The sequence below is a fragment of the Ruegeria sp. BHSB064 genome (assembly GCF_059613205.1).
The window spans coordinates 1-17,908 of record NZ_JBXWSB010000095.1; the positions used below are offsets into that span (position 1 = coordinate 1).

At 57.6% G+C, this 17,908-nt stretch carries 15 protein-coding genes and 1 pseudogene; 12 read left to right on the forward strand and 4 right to left on the reverse strand.

Going from position 1 to position 17,908, the window contains the following annotated elements; genetic code table 11:
• The 4 genes and pseudogenes from AC2FNU_RS18595 to AC2FNU_RS18610 form a co-directional block, all read left to right on the forward strand.
• A pseudogene (locus AC2FNU_RS18595) lies at window positions 1-1,538 on the forward strand (YhdP family protein); the annotation flags it as partial.
• 42 nt (window positions 1,539-1,580) lie between these two features.
• On the forward strand, window positions 1,581-2,627 hold the full coding sequence (gene queA / locus AC2FNU_RS18600) for a tRNA preQ1(34) S-adenosylmethionine ribosyltransferase-isomerase QueA (RefSeq protein WP_496791401.1): 1,047 nt from the start codon (window positions 1,581-1,583) through the stop codon (window positions 2,625-2,627).
• A gap of 111 nt (window positions 2,628-2,738) precedes the next feature.
• A complete protein-coding gene (locus tag AC2FNU_RS18605; protein WP_496791355.1) occupies window positions 2,739-4,016 on the forward strand; it encodes an MFS transporter in 1,278 nt (425 codons plus the stop codon).
• A gap of 109 nt (window positions 4,017-4,125) precedes the next feature.
• Entirely contained in the window at window positions 4,126-4,701 is a 576-nt protein-coding gene (locus AC2FNU_RS18610; protein WP_496791358.1) for a DUF924 family protein, read from the forward strand.
• A gap of 49 nt (window positions 4,702-4,750) precedes the next feature.
• On the opposite strand, the gene AC2FNU_RS18615 is transcribed toward AC2FNU_RS18610, so the two are convergent.
• Window positions 4,751-5,185, reverse strand: a complete 435-nt coding sequence (locus tag AC2FNU_RS18615) for a hypothetical protein (protein WP_496791363.1) — start codon at window positions 5,183-5,185, stop codon at window positions 4,751-4,753.
• Window positions 5,186-5,399: 214 nt separating this feature from the next.
• Here AC2FNU_RS18615 and lpdA point away from each other — a divergent pair, with 214 nt between their 5' ends.
• A complete protein-coding gene (lpdA, locus tag AC2FNU_RS18620; protein WP_496791367.1) occupies window positions 5,400-6,794 on the forward strand; it encodes a dihydrolipoyl dehydrogenase in 1,395 nt (464 codons plus the stop codon).
• Between the two features lie 132 nt (window positions 6,795-6,926).
• Here the strand turns inward: lpdA and AC2FNU_RS18625 are convergent, their stop codons facing one another.
• Entirely contained in the window at window positions 6,927-8,312 is a 1,386-nt protein-coding gene (locus tag AC2FNU_RS18625) for a M20/M25/M40 family metallo-hydrolase (protein ID WP_496791370.1), read from the reverse strand.
• Between the two features lie 323 nt (window positions 8,313-8,635).
• Here AC2FNU_RS18625 and hemA point away from each other — a divergent pair, with 323 nt between their 5' ends.
• The 4 genes from hemA to AC2FNU_RS18645 all read left to right on the forward strand — a co-directional run bounded on the left by hemA (window position 8,636) and on the right by AC2FNU_RS18645 (window position 12,867).
• Window positions 8,636-9,859 carry a 5-aminolevulinate synthase gene (gene hemA, locus AC2FNU_RS18630; RefSeq protein ID WP_496791373.1) on the forward strand — a complete coding sequence of 408 codons (1,224 nt, stop codon included), beginning with the start codon at window positions 8,636-8,638 and terminating at the stop codon, window positions 9,857-9,859.
• Window positions 9,860-9,988: 129 nt separating this feature from the next.
• Window positions 9,989-11,194: a helix-turn-helix domain-containing protein gene (locus AC2FNU_RS18635; protein WP_496791377.1), complete on the forward strand. Its 1,206-nt coding sequence runs from the start codon at window positions 9,989-9,991 to the stop codon at window positions 11,192-11,194.
• 71 nt (window positions 11,195-11,265) lie between these two features.
• Entirely contained in the window at window positions 11,266-12,387 is a 1,122-nt protein-coding gene (ispG, locus tag AC2FNU_RS18640) for a flavodoxin-dependent (E)-4-hydroxy-3-methylbut-2-enyl-diphosphate synthase (protein WP_496791380.1), read from the forward strand.
• A gap of 63 nt (window positions 12,388-12,450) precedes the next feature.
• The gene (locus tag AC2FNU_RS18645; protein WP_496791384.1) at window positions 12,451-12,867 is read left to right on the forward strand and encodes a VOC family protein; all 417 of its coding nucleotides are present in this window, start codon (window positions 12,451-12,453) and stop codon (window positions 12,865-12,867) included.
• 127 nt (window positions 12,868-12,994) lie between these two features.
• Here the strand turns inward: AC2FNU_RS18645 and AC2FNU_RS18650 are convergent, their stop codons facing one another.
• Window positions 12,995-13,753 carry a DsbA family protein gene (locus tag AC2FNU_RS18650; protein ID WP_496791386.1) on the reverse strand — a complete coding sequence of 253 codons (759 nt, stop codon included), beginning with the start codon at window positions 13,751-13,753 and terminating at the stop codon, window positions 12,995-12,997.
• Window positions 13,750-15,126, reverse strand: coding sequence for a M48 family metalloprotease (locus tag AC2FNU_RS18655; protein ID WP_496791389.1), 1,377 nt, complete (start codon window positions 15,124-15,126; stop codon window positions 13,750-13,752). Before AC2FNU_RS18655 ends, AC2FNU_RS18650 begins: the two co-directional genes overlap by 4 nt.
• Here AC2FNU_RS18655 and AC2FNU_RS18660 point away from each other — a divergent pair.
• The 3 genes from AC2FNU_RS18660 to AC2FNU_RS18670 form a co-directional block, all read left to right on the forward strand.
• Window positions 15,125-16,288 carry a pyridoxal phosphate-dependent aminotransferase gene (locus tag AC2FNU_RS18660; protein ID WP_496791393.1) on the forward strand — a complete coding sequence of 388 codons (1,164 nt, stop codon included), beginning with the start codon at window positions 15,125-15,127 and terminating at the stop codon, window positions 16,286-16,288. The two genes, AC2FNU_RS18655 and AC2FNU_RS18660, sit on opposite strands and share 2 nt — an antisense overlap.
• Before the next feature lie 66 nt (window positions 16,289-16,354).
• Entirely contained in the window at window positions 16,355-17,575 is a 1,221-nt protein-coding gene (locus AC2FNU_RS18665) for an N-acetylmuramoyl-L-alanine amidase (protein ID WP_496791397.1), read from the forward strand.
• Between the two features lie 94 nt (window positions 17,576-17,669).
• On the forward strand, window positions 17,670-17,908 hold a 239-nt coding region (locus AC2FNU_RS18670; protein WP_496791400.1), incomplete at its 3' end, for a hypothetical protein.

The window sequence follows — 17,908 nt, forward strand, 5'->3', positions numbered from 1 at the left end:
GTACGTTGTCGTTGCCGCTGAAAAAGGGGCTCAAGTTTCAGGATACCGAGTTTCACTTTGACGGCCATCTGGCCAACCTGTTGAGTGACCGTCTGGTCCCCGGTTTCACGGTCAGTGCCGCCTTGCTGGATCTGTCCGGCAACCAGTCCGGCGTTCAGATCAAAGGGCAGGGACAATTCGGAGATGTCCCGCTTGAGGCGCTTTGGCGGCAACCGATCGACGGAAAAACCGCGCAGCGCAGTACATTGACTGGCCAGATCGAATTGTCGCCGCGCCTGATGGATGAAATCGGGGCGGGGCTTCCGCCGGGGATGCTGACCGGGTCCGGGATTGCCGATCTTTCCTTGGGGCTTGGCGCGGACGAACCACCGAAATTGTCCGTTTCGTCAGACTTGCAGGGCGTTGCGCTTGCGATCCCGGAACTTGGTTGGCGCAAGGCGGCGTCCGCTTCGGGATCTTTGACCGCAGAAGCAACCTTGGGCAAACAGCTGAAAGTGGACAGCCTGCGCATTGAGGGCGCTGGCCTACGGACCAGCGCATCCATCACCTTTCGGGACAACGGCGATTTTGACCGCATCCAATTCAGCTCATTCGATATTGGGAATTGGTTGGCCGTTCCAGCCGAGATGATCGGACGCGGCGATGCCGTCCCGGACATACGCGTGCTGGGCGGTGTGCTGGATATGGGAAAAGCGACGTTTGGCGAAAGCAGCGGTGGTGGCGGGGCTGGCCCCAAGCTGGATGTTACATTGGACCGCCTGCAAGTCACCGAAGCTGTGGCGCTGACGGGTTTTCAGGGCTCATTTCAAACAACCGGTGGCGTGAACGGGGGATTTACGGCGCAGGTCAATGGCGGGGCGCCGGTCTCGGGTCAGGTGACCCCGCGCGGAAACCGCAGTGCCGTGACGCTGACATCGAAAGATGCGGGGGCCGTTTTGCGTTCTGCCGGGGTGCTGACCCAGGCGCGCGGAGGAGACATGACCCTGAACCTCGAACCGGTCACAGCACCCGGCAACTATGACGTCATACTGAGGATCGTGAATACACGCATCACCAATGCCCCGGCCATGGCGGCGTTGCTGAACGCGATCAGCCTTGTTGGCCTGCTGGATGAGATGGCCGGACAAGGCATCTTCTTCTCGGCCATAGATAGCCGCATGAGAGTCACACCAACCGAGATCAAAGTGCTCAGCGGCAGTGCGGTCGGTCCGTCCATGGGCCTGTCTTTTGACGGCACCATCGACACAGTGAATGAGATGCTTAACCTGCGTGGGGCCATTTCGCCGATCTATTTGCTGAATGCCGTTGGCAGCGTCTTTACCCGCAAGGGTGAGGGGGTGTTTGGCTTTAACTACACGCTTACCGGACCACTTGCGTCACCGAAAGTCTCGGTCAATCCGCTGTCCGGTCTTGCTCCGTTATTTCTACGCGACCTGCTACGCCAGCCCGCCCCAAAGGTGTCGGACGGCCCCAATGCGGTTCCGCTCAAACCTGACGAGGCGAAACCCACCTTTGGCTCGCCTCCCAGCGACCGCTGACAGCATATGGCCGAATCTTTTGCGGGGATGTATGGCGCGCGCATGAAACTCAGCGATTTTGATTTCCATCTGCCCGAAGACCTGATTGCCACGCGCCCCGCCAGTCCGCGATCGTCTGCGCGTTTGCTGGTGGCACAGGGTGATGTGACGACGGACAGCCATGTGTTCGACCTGCCAGATTTCCTGCAACCAGGCGATCGGCTGGTACTGAATGACACGCGCGTTATCCCGGCACGGCTGAACGGTCGCCGTCATCGGGACAGTGCACAAGGCCCGGTCTCGGCAGGGATCGAGGCCACATTGCTGGACCCTCAGGCCGATGGCACATGGTCGGCACTGATCAAGCCGCTGAAAAAGGTGAAGCTTGGGGAAAAGATTGTCTTCTCGGACGATCTGAGTGCAACACTGTGCAAGGTTGAGGACGGTCAGGCGTATCTGAGGTTTAACCTGAGCGGAGAGGACTTTGATGCCGCGTTGGAGCAGGCCGGCGCGATGCCTCTGCCACCGTATATCGCGGCCAAACGTCCCGCGGATGAACAGGACAAGACCGATTACCAGACAATCTGGGCGCGAAATTCAGGCGCGGTTGCTGCCCCGACCGCCTCGTTGCATTTCGATGATGCGCTGATGAACGCATTGGCCGACCGTGGTGTGGGTTTCACACACGTGACCCTTCACGTGGGCGCAGGCACGTTCCTGCCGGTCAAAGTAGAAGACGTGACCACCCACAAAATGCATGCAGAATGGGGGCAGGTGAGCCCTGAGGCGGCAGCCGAGATTCAGGCAACCAAAGACGCAGGCGGGCGTGTAATCCCGGTGGGCACCACGGCCTTGAGGCTGATCGAAAGCGCCGCGCGGTCCGGTACAGTCCAACCTTGGGAAGGGGACACCGATATATTCATCTATCCCGGTTTCAAGTTCCATGTCACCGACGCGCTGATGACCAATTTCCACCTGCCGAAATCAACGCTGTTGATGCTGGTGTCGGCGCTTATGGGGCAAGATCGGATGCTCAAGCTGTATGATCATGCAATCAGGCAGAATTACCGTTTCTTTTCTTACGGCGACGCGTCGCTTTTAATCCCATGAAGGGCGCAGGCGAAGTATCAAAGCAGTTCAATGTCGTAGACAAGCGCGACAGAAGCGGTCTTTGATCGCAGAACAACTCGCATTTTAGGTTGGCATCAGTCGGAGACCCCAATGATTCAGGTTCTTTCCAGCGCGTGGGCGTTGCTGCTCGGCATGGGATTGCTGATGGTCGGAAACGGCCTTCAAGGCACGCTTCTGGGTGTCCGTGGCGAAATCGAAGGGTTTTCGACGCTACAGATGTCATTTGTGATGTCAGCCTATTTTGTCGGTTTTCTCGGCGGCTCTCGTCTTGCACCGGAAATGATCCGGCGCGTGGGTCATGTTCGCGTCTTTGCGGCGCTGGCCTCTTTCATCTCGGCTGTCATGATTATGTACCCGATGCTCACGGACCCAATCGCCTGGGTTCTGGGGCGGGTGGTGATCGGCTTCTGTTTCTCAGGTGTGTATGTCACCGCAGAAAGCTGGCTGAACAACGCGGCCAATAACGAGAACCGGGGGCAGGCATTGTCCCTGTATATGATCGTTCAGATGTCAGGGATCATTGGTGCGCAAGCCCTGTTCCTGGTTGGTGATCCTGCGGGATACGAGACATTTGTTATCGCCTCGATCCTGGTATCTGTGTCTTTTGCGCCAATTTTGCTGTCCATTTCACCAACACCTGCCTTTGACACCACCAAGCCCATGACCCTGCGCGAATTGATGCAAAACTCGCCGTTGGGATGTATCGGTCTGTTCCTTCTGGGTGGAGTATTCTCTGCTCAGTTTGGTATGTCGGCGGTGTACGGGGCTCAGGCAGGGCTGAGCCTGGTTGAAATCTCGACCTTCGTGGCTGCGTTCTATGTTGGCGCGGTTGTGCTCCAATATCCGCTGGGTTGGTTCTCAGACCGTATGGACCGGCGTGTTTTGATCTTTCTGGTCGCAACGGTAGGGGCTGTCGCGGCCCTCGCAGGAATGCTCTACGGGGTGACTTTCGAAATCCTGCTGGTTTCTGCCTTTTTGATCGGCGGCATGTCTAACCCGTTGTATTCATTGCTGATCGCACATACCAACGACTTTCTCGAGCACGAGGATATGGCCGCAGCGTCTGGTGGTCTTGTGTTCATCAACGGCTTGGGTGCCATCGCAGGCCCATTGATCACCGGTTGGCTGATGGGAGACGCCGTGTTTGGCCCGCCCGGCTTTTTCCTGATCATTGCTGTGCTGCTGTTCTTCCTGGCGGTGTATTCCGCATACCGGATGACGCAGCGCGCCTCGGTTCCCGTGGACGAAACCGGCACAATGTCGACATTGTATCCAACTGCGTCACCAGTCGCATTCGAAGTGGCGCAAGAGGTCGCAATTGAGGCAGCCGAAGCAGAGGCCGAAGAAAGCGCGCAGGAAACCGCTTAAGACACGAATTTATGTCGAATATGTTGCAATATGTTACTGTAACAGTTCTGTAAAACGGCCTTAAATGACCTTAGGTCCCTTTTGCGGGCATAAGACGGAGTTTAAGGCAATGGTAACGCCTGAAGAGGTATTGAGTTTTTGGTTAGATAAAGTTGGTCCGAAAGGCTGGTACATACAGGATGAGGCGCTGGATGCAGAAATCCGCGATCATTTCCTGTCAACTTGGGAGGCAGCGTTAGAGGGCAAGTTTTCGCTCTGGCTGACATATCCCAGCGGTGCACTGGCTTACATTATTCTGACGGACCAGTTTCCACGTAACATGTTCCGGGGTCAGGCGCGTGCTTTCGCGACAGACCGGGCGGCTTTGGCGGCGGCGAAATGTGCGGTCGACAAAGGTTGGGACAGAAAGATCGATGAACCGGCGCGGCAGTTCTTTTATCTGCCTATGATGCACTCGGAAAACCTGTGCGATCAGGAGCGCTGCGTGCGGTTGATCTGCGAAAACCTGAGCCGCGATACAAGCAACCTGCTGCACGCAAGGGCGCATCGCGAGGTGATCCGCAAGTTCGGCCGGTTCCCGTATCGTAACGAAGCGCTGGCGCGCAATTCGACCCCGCACGAGGTCGCATATGTCGACATGGGCGGATACGGTTCCACTGTGCGCGAACTTCAAGCGGCCGTTTGACGGCAACTAACGTTGTGGCAGACCGCGCAAATCCTTGCGCGGTGCTACCTTATGGGCCTGGCTCGCATCCTTTGAAGTCCAGTACGCGCTGGGATACGACGTCGGCACCTTTTTCGATGGCCTGAGCAACCAGAACTTGAGGCTCGTCCGAAAGGCTGCTCAATCGTTCCTGCGCTGCCTGTAACTTTTGTTCCAAGCTGTTCAGGCGGGTCAAAGCTGATCGAAGCTCTTGCGCAGCTGCACCATTCGCCCCAGGGTTTTTCAGCGACAAATCGGCCAAGTCTGCACGCAAAGCTGCAAGCTCTGTTCGCGTGCCATTCACCTCATCCCGGATGGGGGCAACGGCCTGCACGGTTTCGGAAAACTCTGCCGTGATGCTCTCGACCTTGGACGCAAGTTGCCAGCCCAGAAACAGGCAAAGCGCCACAAGGATCAATGTTGCGTTGAGCAGAGCAAGCAGCAGGTCTTTGAGAGTTTTCGCCATGATCAGCCTCTTGAATGTCATTTGTTTAGAAATGCCCGAACTGTGTCGGCGGTTCTTTTCTAGCCATAGAGAGAGCTTGGGTATAGGCTGAATCCCGCACATTCAGGCATTGCTTACCCTGCGTCGCTTTTGTCGCGGGGGCGACCTGTTGATGTGTTTCGAAAAGTAGTTTAATGGTAAACTAATTTTTTAACACCTGCGCCGAGAGGGACACATGGCTGCACAATCTTATGATCTGATCGTAATCGGGGCTGGCCCCGGCGGCTATGTCGCTGCTATCCGCGCAGCCCAGCTGGGGCTGAAAACCGTTGTTGTCGAACGCGAACATCTGGGTGGTATCTGCCTGAACTGGGGCTGCATTCCGACCAAAGCCTTGCTGCGTTCGTCCGAGGTGTTTCACCTGATGGAACGTGCCAAGGATTTTGGTTTGAAGGCCGACAAGATTGGCTACGATCTGGATGCGGTGGTTAAAAGGTCACGGGGCGTGGCCGGGCAACTGTCGGGTGGGATTGGCCACTTGTTGAAGAAGAACAAAGTTGCCGTGGTGATGGGTGAAGCCACGATCCCTGCCAAAGGCAAGGTCAGTGTCAAAACCGAAAAAGGCACCGAAGAGCTCACAGCCAAGAACATCATTCTGGCCACCGGCGCGCGGGCGCGGGAATTGCCGGGGCTTGAGGCAGACGGTGATCTGGTCTGGACCTATAAACATGCGCTGCAACCGCCACGGATGCCAAAGAAGCTGTTGGTCATAGGGTCCGGCGCCATCGGTATCGAATTTGCCAGCTTCTACAACACGCTGGGTGCCGATACGACTGTGGTTGAGGTTATGGATCGCGTTCTGCCCGTCGAAGACGCTGAAATCAGCGCCTTTGCCAAGAAGGCCTTCACCAAGCAAGGCATGACCATCATGGAAAAAGCCATGGTCAAGCAGCTGGACCGCGCCAAGGGCAAAGTAACGGCCCATATCGAGGTCAAGGGCAAGGTTGAAAAGCACGAATTCGACACCGTGATCTCGGCTGTTGGCATTGTCGGCAACGTCGAAAACCTCGGGCTTGAGGCTCTGGGGGTCAAGATAGACCGCACGCACGTTGTAACTGATGAATATTGCCGCACTGGTGTCGATGGGCTGTATGCAATCGGTGACATCGCCGGTGCGCCCTGGCTGGCACACAAGGCAAGCCACGAAGGTGTGATGGTCGCGGACCTGATCGCCGGTCAACATGCGCACCCGGTCAAACCTGAAAGTATTGCAGGGTGCACCTATTGCCAGCCTCAGGTGGCATCCGTTGGTTACACTGAAGCCAAAGCCAAAGAGCTGGGCTATGACATCAAAGTCGGTCGCTTCCCCTTCATCGGCAACGGCAAGGCGATTGCGCTGGGTGAGCCGGAAGGGCTGATCAAAACCGTCTTTGACGCAAAGACCGGAGAACTGCTGGGTGCGCACATGATCGGCGCGGAAGTCACCGAGCTGATTCAGGGCTATGTTGTCGGGCGTCAGTTGGAAACCACTGAAGAAGACCTCATGAACACGGTCTTCCCACATCCAACCTTGTCGGAGATGATGCACGAAAGCGTTCTGGACGCTTATGATCGCGTGATCCACATGTAAGGGAAGGGGGCTCTGCCCCCGCCGCGGCAAGCCGCGACTCCCCCGAGGTATTTATAGCCAGATGAAGCAGCGGATCCGCACTTCATCTGGCCCAAAATACCTCGGAGCGCGAGGCAGAGCCTCGCAAAAAACTTACTTGTTCAAAGCATCCAGAATTCGGGCCCATGAGCGGATGCCCTTATGGAAACTTTTGACGTCATATTTTTCATTCGGTGAATGGATGGCATCATCCTCGTTTGCATAGCCAACCAGCATCGAATCGAGACCCAACACGGTGTTGAAATACCCAACGACCGGGATGGACCCGCCCATGCCAGTGAATACGGCCTCGCGCTCCCACTCATCAGAAAGGGCCGCGCGCGCGGCTTCGAATTCAGGGCGGCTGATGTTCATGACGGAAGCAGGCGAGCCTTCCGAGTCGTTATCCCAAACGACTTTGGAATCCGGAGACAGGCGTTCTTCCACGTGTTTGCGGATCTTCCTGCGCAGCGTATCGGGGTTCATATCACCCACGAGGCGGCAGGTAATTTTGCAATGGGCTTCCGATGGGATCACGGTTTTCGAGCCGGCCCCGTTATAGCCGCCCCACAGACCGTTCACCTCCAGAGTTGGACGTGCCCATTGCTGTTCCAGTGTCGAATACCCCTTTTCCCCATGCGGCTGGGTGTAGCCGACCGAGTTCAGGTAGTCTTCTTCGTCGAAACCGCAGTTTTGCCATTGGCGCAGCTGGTCTTCGGGTACTTCGTGCACGCCCTCATAAAACCCATCAACAGCGACGCGCCCGGTTTCATCATCGTAGAACGAGGTCACGATTTTTGACAATTCCCGAAGCGGGTTCAAGCCGGGGCCACCATAGTGGCCGGAATGCAGATCGATCCGGGGCCCTATGATGGTGAACTCGTCCTTCAGCATTCCGCGCAACTGGGCGGCAATCGAGGGAACGCCGCGTGACACCATCGAGGTGTCGCAAACCAGCGCCAAATCCGCTTTAAGCTCGACCGCATTTTCCTTGAGGAAAGGGACCAGAGAGGGCGAGCCGGATTCTTCCTCGCCTTCGAAGAAAAAGGTGATGCGACAGGGCAGGGACCCATGGACGGCCTTCCAGGCCCGGCAGGCTTCGACAAAGGTCATCAATTGTCCTTTGTCGTCAGATGCGCCGCGCCCGCGGATCACCGGACCATGTGCTGTTTCTTCAATCGCGGGATCAAACGGATCGCGGGTCCACATGTTCAAAGGGTCGACTGGCTGAACATCGTAGTGACCGTAGAACAGAATGTGCGGAGCGTCTGCGTCTTCTCCCATATGACCGACAACCATGGGGTGGCCTGGAGTTTCCCGCTTTTCAGCAGCAACTCCGATGCTGCGGAGGTCATCGACAAGCCAATCCGCGGCACGGCTCACCTCGTCCTTGAATGCGGGATCGGTTGAAATGGACTGGATTCGCAGCAATTCCATCAGGCGGTCGATCGACGTTTGCAGATCATCGTCAATCCGGTTCAGCACGGTGTCTAGCGACATAGGGGGCTCCTGCTTTTCTAGGTTGGGCGAACCCTAGCAGCGTCAACAGCGCCGTCCAGAGCAGTTGTGACGAAAACTCAAGCTGTTCTCAGGGTAACGCAGCGCAATTGCACCTGCGTCGTTTCCACGCGTTCGATGGCCGTAACTTTACTTGTCGTAGGGGGCGCAACCTTTTATTTGATGCAAATCAAAGTTGGGTTCACCTGTTCGGCTGTAACCAGCTGAATAAGGGAACGCAAAGCTGCTGAAACAGGTTGGACTGCGTAAGGCGGCACACTATTTTGCCCAAGGGAAACATATCTTGGGCGCTCAAGGAGGGTCCGTTGGACTATACTGCTCAGCTCGATTCAGCGATTGCCAGGCTGCACGACGAAGGACGTTACCGGACCTTCATCGACATCGAACGTCGCAACGGACATTTCCCTCATGCGGTACGCACGCGCCCGGATGGGTCGCAGCAAAACATTACCGTGTGGTGTGGCAACGATTACTTGGGTATGGGGCAGCATCCGGTTGTCCTGAATGCCATGCATGAGGCGGTTGAAGCCGCAGGCGCGGGCTCGGGCGGGACGCGCAACATCTCGGGCACCACGGTCTACCACAAAAGGCTTGAGGCCGAGCTGGCTGATCTGCATGGCAAAGAAGCCGCGCTGCTGTTTACAAGCGCGTATATTGCCAATGACGCGACCCTCAGCACGCTGCCCAAGCTGTTTCCTGGTCTGATCATTTATTCCGACGCGCTGAACCATGCCTCAATGATCGAAGGTGTGCGCCGCAATGGTGGTGCCAAGCGGATCTTCCGGCACAATGACGTGGCGCATCTGCGTGAGCTGCTTGAATCAGACGATCCTGCAGCGCCCAAGCTGATTGCGTTCGAGTCGGTCTATTCGATGGACGGCGATTTTGGCCCGATTGAAGAAATCTGCGATTTGGCGGATGAATTCGGCGCCTTGACCTATATCGATGAGGTACACGCGGTCGGTATGTACGGCCCGCGTGGCGGCGGCGTGACCGAGCGGGACCGTCTGGCCCATCGGATCGACATCATCAATGGTACGCTCGCCAAAGCATATGGCGTCATGGGTGGCTATATCGCTGCCAGCGCCAAGATGTGTGACGCTGTGCGCTCTTACGCGCCGGGCTTCATCTTTACGACATCGCTGCCGCCTGCTGTCGCTGCGGGTGCCGCCGCTTCGGTCGCGCATCTGAAAACCGCGCAAGAGCTGCGTGACCAGCATCAGACCCAGGCAAAGATCCTCAAGCTTCGGCTGAAAGGGATGGGTCTGCCGCTGATTGATCATGGCAGCCACATTGTGCCCGTGATCGTTGGCAACCCTGTGCACACGAAAAAGCTCAGCGATATGTTGCTGGATGATTATGGCATTTACGTGCAACCCATCAATTTCCCGACTGTCCCGCGCGGCACCGAAAGGCTTCGGTTTACCCCGTCTCCGGTGCATGGACCGGGCGAAATGAACCGTTTGGTGCAGGCGATGGACGAACTTTGGTCACATTGTGCGCTAAATCGCGCCGAACTTGCCGGTTAACCTCACGCCAAAGTGTGCAACGTGATTGCCGCGTGTTAAGCTTAGGTTAACAAAATTGGCAGACGAATCATTGTGGGGATGATTCGCCGCTAACGCGAAATACGCGACAGGCAGAATGGGGCAGCAGGGATGATTGGGCGCAGATCTCAGCGCGAGTCCGAAGAAGATGTAGACGTCAGGCCAAAAGGGTTTGACGATTACGAGATTCGTTTAGGCGATAAGATGCGCGGTGAACGCGCAACGATGGGCAAATCTCTTCTGGATGTTCAACGCGAACTGCGGATTAAAGCCAACTATATCGCCGCAATCGAAAACGCCGATCCTGATGCATTTGATACACCCGGCTTCATAGCCGGGTATGTGCGTTCTTATGCACGCTATCTGGGCATGAACCCGGATGAGACTTTTGCGACCTTCTGCCAGGAAAGCGGGTTTGAAGTCGCGCACGGCATGTCGGCCGAGGCATCTGTGGTCCGCAAACCAACGGGTGGTCTTCCGGCACGCGGCCCGATGGGGCGTGATCCGTTCATCTCGCCCAATACGCCTTTCATTCCGGGCAAGGAACCTTTGGTCAGCCAGATTGAGCCGCGGGCCATCGGGTCTTCGCTGGTCTTGTTGGCGGTAATTGGCGGCATCGGCTATGGCGGCTGGGCCGTTCTGAACAAAATCCAGCAGGTGCAAGTCAGCCCGGTTGAACAAGCCCCCGTCGTTTTGTCAGATCTTGATCCGCTGGATGCAGCGCGCGGCTCTGTATCGGATGGTCCAGTTGAAACGGCAAGCGCCGAAGCACTCGACCGTCTTTATCGTCCGCAGGCTTTGGACGTTCCGGTTCTGGTGGCGCGTGACGCGCCGATCTCAACTCTTGATCCGCGTGAGGTCGGAACGTTCCGTCCGCCCGAATTGCCGCAGTTCGAAGTGGCAGAAGTGCACACAGTTGAACGTCCTGCATTGCCACAGGTGGTCGAGCAGATAGACACCACGCTCAAGATTGTGGCTGTGAACCCGGCTTGGATGCGTGTGACCGCAGCTGACGGCAGCATAATTTTCGAAGGCACTTTGGGCACGGTTGAACAGGGCAGCGTTTTTGAAGTGCCCCTGACCGAAGAACCCCCGCAGTTGCGGGCCGGGGCCTCTGGGTCAGTTTACTTCTCAATGAACGGTGAGCATTACGGCCCGGCCGGGGCACCGGGTACGGTTGCCAAAGGCGTCGTTCTTTCGAAAGACGCCGTGTCCGAGACCTATGCCGTTGCCGATCTTGAGGCGGAACAGAACAGTGCACTCAAGCAACTGGTGGCAGAGCTGCAGACTGAGGCGACAGAAACGCCCGCCGAGTGATCTAGCCATTGCGACACGACGGTTGTCGGACTATCTAAAGGTCCAACTCTGGCTGATGCGGATCCGTCTTCATGTCCCTCAATCACGTACGCCCCTGGCGCGACATCTATCGCCGTAAATCCCGTCAAATCATGGTTGGCAGCGTTCCTGTTGGCGGTGACGCACCTATCGCGGTGCAGACTATGACCAACACGCTGACCACCGATGTGGCAGCGACGGTGGCGCAGGTTCAGGCCGCGGCCGAAGCGGGTGCCGATATTGTGCGCGTTTCAGTTCCGGATGAAGCGTCGTCCAAAGCGTTGAAAGAAATTGTGCGCGAAAGCCCCGTTCCGATCGTGGCAGACATTCACTTTCATTACCGCCGTGGCATCGAAGCTGCCGAAGCCGGGGCCGCCTGCCTGCGCATCAATCCCGGCAATATTGGCGATGAATCCCGTGTGAAAGAAGTGATCCAAGCTGCGCGCGACCACAATTGTTCGATCCGCATCGGCGTGAACGCGGGGTCTTTGGAAAAGCACCTGCTTGAGAAATACGGCGAGCCGTGCCCCGAGGCGATGGTGGAAAGTGGTTTGGAACATATCCGAATCCTGCAAGACAACGACTTTCACGAATTCAAGATCAGCGTGAAGGCCAGTGACGTCTTCCTGTCCGCCGCGGCATATCAAGGCATTGCCGAGGCCACAGACGCGCCGATTCATCTGGGTATCACCGAGGCCGGTGGGCTGGTCAGCGGCACCATCAAATCGGCCATCGGTCTGGGCAACCTGCTGTGGATGGGAATCGGCGACACGATCCGCGTCAGCCTGTCCGCTGACCCGGTGGAAGAGGTGAAGGTTGGCTTTGAAATTCTGAAGTCTCTGGGTCTTCGCCATCGCGGCGTGAACATCATTTCGTGCCCGTCCTGCGCGCGGCAGGGCTTTGACGTGATCAAAACCGTCGAACAGCTTGAGCACAGGCTAGAGCACATCAAAACGCCGATGAGCCTTTCGATCATCGGTTGCGTCGTGAACGGTCCGGGCGAGGCGCTGATGACCGACGTGGGCTTTACCGGCGGCGGGGCGGGGTCCGGCATGGTGTATCTGGCGGGTAAGGCCAGCCACAAGATGTCAAACGACCAGATGATTGATCACATCGTGGAGCAGGTCGAAAAAAAGGCAGCTGAACTGGACGCGCAGGCCGAAGCGGCAGAGTAGGCGCGCGCTTGATCGAGGCTTTCCACGCGTCGTAAATGGCAAGTCTGCAAAAGGGGGCTAGGAATGATCTCCTATATCACCGTTGGCGTGGACGACATCGCACGCGCCGAGCAGTTTTATTCTGCTTTCCTGCCGGCCCTGGGATATGAGCTGGAGAGGTATCATGGCGATTTAAGCTATGCCTTGCCTGTCGATCCGGGCCAATCCGTGGCCTTGCCAGAGTTTTACGTGAAGTCGCCTTTCGACGGGCATCCAGCCTCAGCAGGGAATGGTACGATGGTTGCGTTTGAGGCGCGAAACCAAAAGCAGGTTCGTGATCTGCACGCGGCAGCGGTTGCCGCCGGTGGGGCTGATGAAGGCCAGCCGGGCTTTCGGGACGCATACGGTGCGCATTTCTATGTTGGGTATCTTCGCGATCCTCAAGGAAACAAGATCGCGTTGTTTTCCAGCAATCCAAACGAACCTGGACGAGACGGGTAGAGCGAGCGTTTTCGAAATCCCTCAGGCAAGTGGCTTCGAAATCTAACAGGATGCACGCGACCTTTCGCTCAATGTCGACCGTATACTAAACCGGGTTTGGGGCGGACAAAGCCGCCCCATCCCTCATTTACCCGCGTTCAGCACGCACACCATCCGCGATCTGTTTCATCTGATCGGCAGGCAGGAAGCCGCGCAGCATTTCGGTGCCCAGAACAAAAGAAGGCGTACCCGAGATTTGCATCCGTTGCGCCAGTGCTCGGGTGCGAGTGATTTCATCCGTCACCCGGTCGCTGTCCATCGCGGCGATGATCGCATCGCTGTCCAGCCCCAATCCATCCGAGATACGGCGTAAAGAGATTTCATTTGGCTCACCCGTGAACTCCAGCAATGCATCGTGGACCTGTTTGTAAGCATCGTCTCCGGCCACATGTTTGGTCGCAACCGCAAAGCGCGCGGACAGGACAGACGCATCGCCCAGAATGGGGAACTCTTTGATAATAAGCCGGATATTGCCGTCTTCGGCCAACAGGTTGGCAACCTCGGGTACGGCACGGCGGCAATAGCCACAGCGGTAGTCCATGAATTCGACCAGCGTGATGTCCCCGTCCGGGTTGCCGCCCACCCAGCTGTAGCCATCGTTGAAAAGCTCTTCTTCGTTGGCCGCGATCAGTTCCTTGTCAGCCAGCGCTTCGGCTGCGGCGTTGCGCTGTTCCAGGATGTTGATCGCTTCGATAATGACTTCGGGGTTTTCAAGCAGGTATTCCCGTACCTGCGCGCCGAACTCAGTCTTTTCAGCGTCGCTCATCGCGTTCAGGTCCAGCGCCTGCGCTGAAGTCGCAGCCATGGAAAGCCCCAGAAGGGCGGGTGCAGCATGTCTGAGGATCATTTCCGTTTCCTTTTTTTGAATCGTTCCGATGCAATCAACACGTCTTGTGCCCTTTGCCAACCCGGAGAACCTTCGGGCAGTCGCGCCACGGCGCGTTTCGCGTGAATTCCGGCATCTTCCAGCCGCCCTTGCAGCGCATACCGCTCGGCCGTCACGGTAGACGCCATACCGTTGTTACCTACCTTTGCGTAAGCCACGCCCAGGTCCTGCATCAAACGCGCGTTCCGAAAATCGCGGGCGCGCGCTTGTTCCAGGGCAGTAAGGGCCTGTTTCGTCTTGCCTTGTGCCAGCAGGGCGCGCCCGTAACCTGCAAGGATCAGGGCATTGTTGGGGGCCATTTCAACGGCGCTAGCATAGGCTTGAACAGCTTCGTTCACCTGCCTGTTTTCCAACAGAATTTGCCCTTTGAGTTCATAGTAGAACGGGTCATCCGGGCGGATAGCCAGCGCTTCATCAATTGCGGCTCGGGCTTGGGACAGGTCGCGGTTTTGATGATGTGCCGAAGCTTCGCGCATCAGGCGAATGTCCCGGTCGGTCTCTTCTTTGGCGCGCCGTAAGGTCCAGCTGGGCGACCGCAAAAACGCCGAAAGCTTGCCTTTGATGCGGGCGAACCAATAGTCGGCGCTGGGATTGGGAACGGCCTTGTCGCCAAATTCGTCCAGAAAAGCTTCGGCAGCGCGCAGGCGTTCGCGGCTGGTGGGGTGCGAACGCATGTAGGGGTCCTGATTGGCAACGCTCAGCAACTCCTGCCCCGCGAATTTCCTGTGCAGTTCCACCATGCCGCTGGGAGAGATCTGCGCCCACCGAAGATAGCTGGCGGCACTGCGGTCAGCCGAAGCTTCTTCGGCGCGCGTGTGGCCCAGAAAACTGCGAAAGGCCGCGCCCTGGGTGCCTGCGGCGATGCCAAGAGCAGCCTCTCCGCCGCCCGCTGCAGCCGCAAGCAGGGCAAGGGCCGTGCCAAGGCCCGCATTGCGCTGAGCCGCCTTAAGATTTTCGGCCCTGCGCGCCAGATGACCATTGGCGATGTGGGCGGCTTCATGCGCGATGACGGCCTGCAACATCTCCGGGTTCTCTACGCTCAGAATCAGACCGTAGTTCAAGTAGATCGCGTTGTAGTCGATAACAAAGGCGTTGAACGTGTTGTCGTTGACGACCAGGATTTGAACGCGATTGGTGTTCAACCCGGCTGCGCGCAGCACGGGAAAGGCCAGTTCACGCAGACCATGTTCGATATCGGGGTCGCGGATCAGGCTTTGTGCATGGGTTTGCGCCGCTGCCGCCAGCCAGACAACAGCTGAAAGCATCAGAGCCGGGATTGACGCCAGCCTGGATACGCGTTCAAAAGCCATGGCTGCAACATGGGAGATGAGCATGAGAAACTCAACCCGGTCCGGGGTCGATCCGTTTATTGTGATGGACGTGATGGAGGCCGCGCGCAAAGCGGAAGAGGCCGGACGCCATATCATCCACATGGAAGTCGGCCAGCCGGGGACAGGAGCACCAAAAGGTGCCACGGAAGCTCTGGCAAACGCCATGGAGCAAAACCCCTTGGGCTATACGGTATCCTTGGGCCTGCCCGCGCTGCGCCAACGGATCGCGCAGCTTTACGGGCAATGGTACAATGTTGACCTGAACCCAGAGAGGGTGGTGGTCACGCCCGGATCCTCTGGCGGATTTCTGCTGGCGTTTACGGCGCTTTTTGACAGCGGGGATCGTGTTGGTATCGGCGCGCCCGGTTATCCGTCCTACCGACAGATTCTCAAAGCGTTGGGTCTGGTGCCTGTCGATCTGCCAACGGCCCCTGAAAACAGGTTGCAACCTGTTGCCAATGACATTCGGGGTATGGACCTTAAGGGGCTGATGGTGGCTTCGCCTGCGAACCCAACCGGCACCATGCTGGATCACGCGGCCATGGGGGCGCTTTTTGACGCGGCGCAGGGACAAGGGGCTTCGTTCATCAGCGACGAAATCTATCACGGGCTGGAATACGAAGCGAAAGCTGTCACCGCGCTGGAACTGACGGATGAGTGTTATGTGATCAACTCATTCTCCAAATATTTCTCGATGACCGGCTGGCGCGTCGGATGGATGGTGGTTCCCGAGGATCAGGTGCGCGTGGTCGAGCGGATTGCCCAGAACATGTTCATTTGCGCCCCACATGCCAGCCAGGTTGCGGCACTGGCGGCGATGGATTGCGAAGACGAATTGCAGGTCAATCTGGACGTCTACCGTCGTAACCGCGCGTTGATGTTGGACGGTCTGCCCAAGGCCGGGTTCACAAACATCGCCCCGCCTGATGGCGCTTTTTATGTGTATGCTGACGTGTCTGACCTGACCAATGACAGCCGTGCCTTCGCGGCCGAGATTCTGGAAAAGGCAGGCGTTGCGGTAACTCCGGGTCTCGACTTCGACCCCCAGCGCGGTCACACGACCCTGCGTTTCTCGTATGCACGGGCCACGGCTGATATTGAAGACGGTCTTGAGCGTTTACGCCTGTTCATGGCCGCGCGTGGCGCGATCAGGGAACAGGCCTGAGCCGTTCACAAAACGCAGCTGGTGGTATAGGCTGCGGTGCAAACGATCTCGGGAAAACTTGAGGCTATGAGCAGGATCTTCATTAGCATCGCCCTGATATGGGCGCTGGCCAGCGGTGCGATGGCGCAGGATTTCAGCGCGCTGGCGCGTGTTCAGCCGGACCAAAGCAGCATAACGGATGTCGGACGTACCGGGGTGCAGGTGAATATCGGCCTCAGCCAAGGGGTGCCTTACCGGATCTTCACCTTGCAGGATCCGTATCGGATGGTTCTGGACTTCAACGAGGTCGACTGGACTGGATTGAAGTCTCAGGACTTTCTGCAATCTGATCGCATCAGCGGAGTTCAGTTCGGGGCCTATGTTCCAGGTTGGTCGCGTCTGGTGCTGGAGCTGGGCGCGCCCATGGCGGTTGATACAGCGCAATTGTCAGTTGCCAAGGATTCGGGTGCAGCCGTGTTGTCCCTGAACCTCAAGGGTACGGATTTCGACACGTTCAACGCGACCGCAGGTGCGCCGCGCAATCCGGGCTGGGATCTGCCGGAACCCGCCAACCTGCCGCACGCTGCACCACGCAGCGCCAACCGGCCCCTGCGTGTCATGCTGGATCCGGGTCATGGCGGGGTTGATCCGGGTGCCGAGGTCGGCAATGTGAATGAGAAGACGATGATGCTGACCTTCGCGCGAGAGCTGCGTGAAGTTCTTTTGCGTTCAGGCAGATACGAGGTGGTGCTGACACGGGTCGAAGATCAGTTCGTCTCGCTCGAACGTCGGATTGCGTTGGCCCATCGGGCGGGGGCCGACCTGTTCATTTCGCTGCATGCTGATTCCCTGTCCGAGGGGCAGGCCCATGGCGCGGCGGTCTATACCTTGTCCGACGATGCCTCGGACGTGGCAAGTTCAAAACTGGCCGAGCGACACGACCGCGGGGATTTGCTCTCGGGTGTTGATCTCAGCGGCTCGGACGATCAGGTGGCCGATGTTCTGCTGGATCTGGCGCGGCAGGAAACCAAGCCGCGCACGCGGTCGCTGGCTTCGGCAATTGCCAACGGCATGGCGCAGCAAGGCGGTCCAATGAACCGCAAACCGCTGCGCACGGCGTCTTTTTCCGTGCTCAAGGCGGCGGATATTCCTTCGGTTCTGGTCGAGCTTGGGTTCTTGTCCAGTCCCAGAGATCTGAAAAACCTCAAGGATCCGGAATGGAGGTCGAAAATGGCATTGGGGATTTATCAGGGGCTTGAGGATTGGCGTCAGCAGGATGTGATCCGGAAATCCCTGATTGGCCAGTGACCTTGCGGCGCAAACCGGCTAGAATACGCTTGGTGTTTTGACCCTCAGGCGGCGCATCACTATATAGGCGGCACCGCGAGAAAAAGGCAGTAACGTGATCCGGTTCATTCTTTCGTTTTTCGGGGCCATCTTCAGCCTCGTAACTTTGGGTATCTTCATGGCTGCACTGGTAATCGGTGCGGTGTTCTGGATGTATGGGCGCGACCTACCCAGCCATGAATCGCTGGCACAGTACAAGCCTCCGACCATCAGCCGGATCTATTCGGGCGAAGGTCAGCTGATTGACGAATTCGCGCAAGAGCGTCGCCTGTTCACCCCATCCGAAGAAATTCC

What these genes read in the sequence shown, in the direction of transcription:
- queA (WP_496791401.1), top strand. Translation starts at nt 1,581, where the DNA reads ATGAAACTCAGCGATTTTGATTTCCATCTGCCCGAAGACCTGATTGCC.
- AC2FNU_RS18605 (WP_496791355.1), top strand. Translation starts at nt 2,739, where the DNA reads ATGATTCAGGTTCTTTCCAGCGCGTGGGCGTTGCTGCTCGGCATGGGA.
- AC2FNU_RS18610 (WP_496791358.1), top strand. Translation starts at nt 4,126, where the DNA reads ATGGTAACGCCTGAAGAGGTATTGAGTTTTTGGTTAGATAAAGTTGGT.
- AC2FNU_RS18615 (WP_496791363.1), bottom strand. Translation starts at nt 5,185, where the DNA reads ATGGCGAAAACTCTCAAAGACCTGCTGCTTGCTCTGCTCAACGCAACA.
- lpdA (WP_496791367.1), top strand. Translation starts at nt 5,400, where the DNA reads ATGGCTGCACAATCTTATGATCTGATCGTAATCGGGGCTGGCCCCGGC.
- AC2FNU_RS18625 (WP_496791370.1), bottom strand. Translation starts at nt 8,312, where the DNA reads ATGTCGCTAGACACCGTGCTGAACCGGATTGACGATGATCTGCAAACG.
- AC2FNU_RS18635 (WP_496791377.1), top strand. Translation starts at nt 9,989, where the DNA reads ATGATTGGGCGCAGATCTCAGCGCGAGTCCGAAGAAGATGTAGACGTC.
- ispG (WP_496791380.1), top strand. Translation starts at nt 11,266, where the DNA reads ATGTCCCTCAATCACGTACGCCCCTGGCGCGACATCTATCGCCGTAAA.
- AC2FNU_RS18645 (WP_496791384.1), top strand. Translation starts at nt 12,451, where the DNA reads ATGATCTCCTATATCACCGTTGGCGTGGACGACATCGCACGCGCCGAG.
- AC2FNU_RS18650 (WP_496791386.1), bottom strand. Translation starts at nt 13,753, where the DNA reads ATGATCCTCAGACATGCTGCACCCGCCCTTCTGGGGCTTTCCATGGCT.
- AC2FNU_RS18660 (WP_496791393.1), top strand. Translation starts at nt 15,125, where the DNA reads ATGAGAAACTCAACCCGGTCCGGGGTCGATCCGTTTATTGTGATGGAC.
- AC2FNU_RS18655 (WP_496791389.1), bottom strand. Translation starts at nt 15,126, where the DNA reads ATGCTCATCTCCCATGTTGCAGCCATGGCTTTTGAACGCGTATCCAGG.
- AC2FNU_RS18665 (WP_496791397.1), top strand. Translation starts at nt 16,355, where the DNA reads ATGAGCAGGATCTTCATTAGCATCGCCCTGATATGGGCGCTGGCCAGC.